Origin of the sequence: Paenibacillus sp. AR247, assembly GCF_002968895.1 — a bacterium.
Taxonomy (GTDB): domain Bacteria; phylum Bacillota; class Bacilli; order Paenibacillales; family Paenibacillaceae; genus Paenibacillus_AQ; species Paenibacillus_AQ favisporus.
In genome coordinates, this window is record NZ_PCZT01000001.1 from 1 (window position 1) to 4792 (window position 4792).

Sequence of the window (4792 nt, forward strand, 5' to 3'; positions counted from 1 at the left end):
CCACAGGTTTTTCCGTTGCACGCAGCAACCGGCTCCTTCGTCTGTGCAGATCCGCGTATTTGTATTCCATCAATTTCTCTTGTACATAGTGGTGTTCCATCATATATTTCTCCTCCGATCTATATTACGCATAGATGGGGAGGTGTTATAGCCTACTGGCGTGCCGACACTTTTTGTTTCGAGGCATCCTCGGCGTGTTCCGACCGTTTCTTAAAAATCACCTTACGGATGCTCTCCTGAGACAGGTGGAAAGCCTGTTTCAAGTATTCGATTGAATGACCTTGGCAATGAAGAGCAAAGATCTCCTCGTTTCTGCGTTCGATCATTTGCCGTGTCCCGCTGTTTACACCCCATCCGACGCGTTCGTTGCTTCTCTTCGGGATGTAAATCAGCTCGCCCTCAATATGTTTCTGAAGTTCCTTCAGCAAACTAGGGGGAAGCACATCCCTCCCGTTTTTGTAATTCACGATAAACGTCCTCCTTAAACTTCAACAGATGTCCAGTTCCGACGGTTGTTTCAAACCCGCTAAATGCTTGGATCATGCTGTTTTCGCCTCCTTTCGAATTATGTACCCATATATTTTAATAAAACGGTATAAGGGGAGCCGATCGGCCCCCCGATACTGCGGGGCTTCGCTTACGCGAAGACCACCTCGTATTGTGTGATCAAATTGCATCAGCCTCCTTTCATACAGAATCGTCGGCCGTCCGACACCTTTATTAACTCATATTTTGGGAATTCCAGCAAGTGAAAGAACGGATATAAATATTCTTTACCTCTTCAATGAGGATAGGATATTCCTCACCATCGCTTCTGCACCGGGCTACCGGAGGAGAATTCCCATCAGAAGGCCGCTCTCATCCCGCCAATAATCCGGCTGTCCCGGTACCTCCTGCAGCATTAAGCCCGTCAGCGCAGACAGATAGAGAAACAGCAGCCGGCGAGGGTCTCCTTCGCGAAATTCGCCTGCTTCCTGGCCTTTGACCAGAATCGGGACCAGCTGCTCGATCGTATCCTCCGGCGAATACCGCCCGATCATTTCCTTCGCCCGCTCCGGAACATCGCTCGAGGTTTGGGTCTGGTGGATCAGCAGAAAGGCATCCTTATTGTCACCCTCCAGCATAGCCTCCGTCAGGACGCGGATTTGCTCGGCAGGGCTGCCCGGCATACGCCCCAGCTCCTTCATCGAGTGCTGCGCCTCCTCCATCGCCTCCTGCACGAGTTCGGTAAACAGCTCTTCCTTGGAGCTGAAGTAGCGGTAAGACAGCCCTTGGCTGATTCCTGCTTCGGCGGCAATCATGCTCATTTTCGTTCCGTTGATTCCGTGCCGGGCGAACACCTTGAGCGCCGCCTTCTTGATCTGTTCCCTGCGTTCATCATGAATTTGTTCCAATTGCTGCTCGTTCAGCGGTGCCACGTTGGCGCCCTCCTTTTTATCAGTCATCCCTGCTTTTATTGTATCCGTCGTAAGCCCGGTCCGGCAAGGAGTCCGGTCTGCTCTTCACTCACCTGCCATAGACGGCTCGCGCCGGCTTCATCTCGCGCAGCATAGGAAGGCGTCTGCAGCTTCATGTCCGCGTAATAACCGCCGCTCTTCAGCAGAAGCTCCGATGATTCTGCGAGCCATACGAGCGTCTGGGCCCCTTGTTCAGGCGTTCGGGAAAAAGGCTTCATGCAGGCCATCGTCAGCCGGGCCAGCCCTCCGTTATCCTGGTTGAAGTTGGTCGCCACCAGACCGGGATCAAAACAGTGGGCCGTAACTCCCGTACCCTTGAGCCGTCTGGCCAGCTCGGCGGTGAACAAAATGTTCGCCAGCTTGCTCTGGCCATAGCGGAGATTCGCGCCTCCGAGAAGCGCCTTTGGTCCGCTGTACAGGCGGTCACCGTTCATATCGTTGAAGTCAATGCCCCTTCTCGCCATTTTATGACCATGGGAGGAAGTCGTAATAATCCGGGCATCACCGCTCGCTATCAGCCGATCCAGCAGCAGGCTGGTCAGGAGAAACGGGCCCAGATGGTTCACCGCCCAGGTCATTTCCAGACCGTCCTCGGACAGCTTCTTCTTGACAAACATCGTTCCCGCGTTGTTGATCAGGCGGTCGATCCGTGGAACGCGGTTCAATATTTCGGCCGCTGCGCGGCGGATATCCTGCTGGGATGACATATCCGCAATGAAGCAGTCTACCTGGGCTTCCCCGTTTGTCATCTTACCCAGCTCTGCCGACAATTCAGCGGCTTTACTGCGGCTGCGGGCCACGATGCCCAGCTTCGCCCCTTTGAGCACCAATGCCTTTGCCGCCGCACGACCAATGCCGCTGGTCGCTCCCGTGATCACGATATATTTGCCTTCAAGCGTCCGGCTATTGTTGAACCGTACCGTATAATTCATATTCGATCGACCGCCTTTGCCCGTTTTTATGAATGAATGATTCATTCATTTGTCTTCAGTATATCTTCCCTCCCGGGTACTGTCAATCGTATTTTCAAAAATTGGGCTGCAACTGTTATCACGAAAAAAGGACCGTCCCTTGAGAAAGGAACGGTCTCGTTCGATGCTATTTCCACCCGCTTGTGACGATATCTTCCTGCGGGTTGTTCAAATATTGCGGCACTGCATCCTCATGCATGATCCAGAGCTCGTGCAGCGCGCGCGTACAGCCGACGTACATGAGCTTGGCATCCCAGGCCTGATCGCCGTAATGGGCAAGATCCGCATCGGCCACAATGACCGCGTCGAATTCCAGACCTTTGGACAAATACACAGGTAGAACCGATAAACCGCCTTCGTACGCTTTTTTGCCACCGTCTATCAAATGCAGGTCGGGTATTCCAGGGGCCAGCTGCTCATGCAGCCGGGCGGCGTCGGCCAGCGTCCGCGTGAGAATGGCTACCGTCCGGTAATCGCCGCCGGCCAGCTGCTGCAGCCCTTCCTGAAGGGAGCGCACCCTCCCCGCTTCTCCCGTATGATACGGAAGAATGCGCACCGGATTGCCGCTGCGGAAAACGGGTACGGCGAGCAGATCGCTCTTCACGCCATTTTCCAGGATGCCGTTGGCGAATTCGATAATTTCCATCGTCGAGCGGTAGCTTCGCGTCAGGGCAAAGTAGGCGGTGCTTTCCGGCGCGAACAGCGAGCTCATTTCCTCCCAGCTGTGGACGCCGCGGTAGGCATGGATCCCTTGCGACAAGTCGCCCAGGATCGTGAAGGAATGTCCCCGCACGAACAAGTCCAGCACCGCCACCTGAAACGGGGAGAAATCCTGCGCTTCATCGATGACGATATGGTCAAAGCGCTGCTCCCCCGTAATGTCGTTCAGCAGGTAGTGCATATAAAGGAGCGCTGGAAGATCCTCTTCCCGAATGACGTCCTTTTTCAAGTCGGACTGGGTAGACTTCAGCACCGCGGCAGGGATGCCGCTCAGCGCTTCCTCGGACCAGCCGCCGGCGGTTTTGACGGCTTTGAACATCTGCTTGTACAGCAGCAGCGGCTCGTATTTCGGCCACTTGTTCGCATACGACTTTTCACGCTGCGCCGCCTTCTTCTTCCGCGCCGCCTTCTTCTTCCGGTCCTTGAGCGCTGCCGCCGAAGGCGACTTTTTCAGCTCCATTTCGATCCAGCGGTGGATTCTGGCCATGACCCTTCTTTTCGCTTCGCCAGCGGGTACGGCTTATATTCCTCGTTGAACCAATGCAGGATCGTCTCTCTGGCCAAGGTAGCCCCTTCCCACGGCATAAAATCGCCGGGAGGCACTGAACTCGATTCCATGGACGACAAGCAGTCACGGATCATCTGCATGAATCCAATCGACCCCTTGAACCGTCCCGGCACGTTATCGGTGATTTCCGGCATGCCCCCCGGCGTCTCGAACCAATACCGCAGCGTTTCTTCGTTATCGGCCAGTGGAAGGTCAAGTCCCAGCAGCTGGAGTGCCCAGTCCGCAAACGTGCTCTGCTGAATATCCCCGACCCCGAGCTCAGGCAGCACGTCGGAGATGTAATCCAGGAACATATGGTTCGGGGCAAAAATGATCATTTTGTCCGCCGACACCTGGTCCTTGTACTGGTACAGCAGAAAAGCCAGGCGGTGCAGCGCCACGGTTGTTTTACCGCTTCCCGCCACCCCCTGGATGATGAGCGCCGTGTTCCGTGCGGCCCGGATGATCCGGTCCTGCTCCGCCTGGATCGTCGACACGATGTCCCGCAGGCGGTTGTCCTTGTTCTCGCCCAGCCGGTACACGAGAAACTCGTCGGACACGGCGGGCTGGTCGCTCTCGCGGTTGTATGTATCGGCCACCCTCTCCAAAATCTGCTTGCGGATCACCACGTTCCGCTTCAAATACACCAGCCCTTCGATGATACCCTCAGGCGCTTCGTACGAAGCCGTTTCTTCCCCGCCCGTAAACGAATAGAACAGGCTGGCCACCGGCGCCCGCCAGTCAATGACCATCGGCTGGTCGCCGACCTCCGCTTGGTCCACGCCGATTTTTCCGATGTAGAGCGGCTTGCGCTCCCCGCTTCCTTCCTGGAAGTCCAGCCTGCCGAAATAAGGCTCCTGCAGGCTTTTGGCCAGGGCCTGGCGCTTCTCTTCCCGGCCCGCTTCCAGCACCTGTTCCGTAAAATCATGCCCGGTGTATACCGGAATGCCGCGCAGCCTCTCGAGCTGGCGGTCGATCTCGGCGATCGTCGCATTCAGCCTACTCTCTTCCTCTTGATAGGCACTTTGAAAATCGGTCTCCAATTTCAGTTACCTCCTAAAAGTATTAAGGAGCGGGTTAACCGCTCCTGCTCTTGT

3 protein-coding genes and 1 pseudogene are annotated in these 4792 nt (G+C 55.6%); all 4 read right to left on the minus strand.

Annotated elements, in window-relative coordinates; translation table 11 throughout:
• Positions 1–152: 152 nt before the first annotated feature.
• The 4 genes and pseudogenes from CPT76_RS00005 to CPT76_RS00020 all read right to left on the minus strand — a co-directional run bounded on the left by CPT76_RS00005 (position 153) and on the right by CPT76_RS00020 (position 4738).
• Complete coding sequence (locus CPT76_RS00005) at positions 153–467, minus strand: CD3324 family protein (RefSeq protein WP_089548337.1); 315 nt, start codon at positions 465–467, stop codon at positions 153–155.
• 357 nt (positions 468–824) lie between these two features.
• A complete protein-coding gene (locus tag CPT76_RS00010) occupies positions 825–1418 on the minus strand; it encodes a TetR/AcrR family transcriptional regulator (RefSeq protein WP_258167931.1) in 594 nt (197 codons plus the stop codon).
• Between the two features lie 35 nt (positions 1419–1453).
• Positions 1454–2389 carry an SDR family oxidoreductase gene (locus tag CPT76_RS00015; RefSeq protein ID WP_105441550.1) on the minus strand — a complete coding sequence of 312 codons (936 nt, stop codon included), beginning with the start codon at positions 2387–2389 and terminating at the stop codon, positions 1454–1456.
• A gap of 166 nt (positions 2390–2555) precedes the next feature.
• A pseudogene (locus CPT76_RS00020) lies at positions 2556–4738 on the minus strand (HelD family protein).
• Between the last annotated feature and the right edge of the window lie 54 nt (positions 4739–4792).

What these genes read in the sequence shown, in the direction of transcription:
- CPT76_RS00015 (WP_105441550.1), bottom strand. Translation starts at nt 2,389, where the DNA reads ATGAATTATACGGTACGGTTCAACAATAGCCGGACGCTTGAAGGCAAA.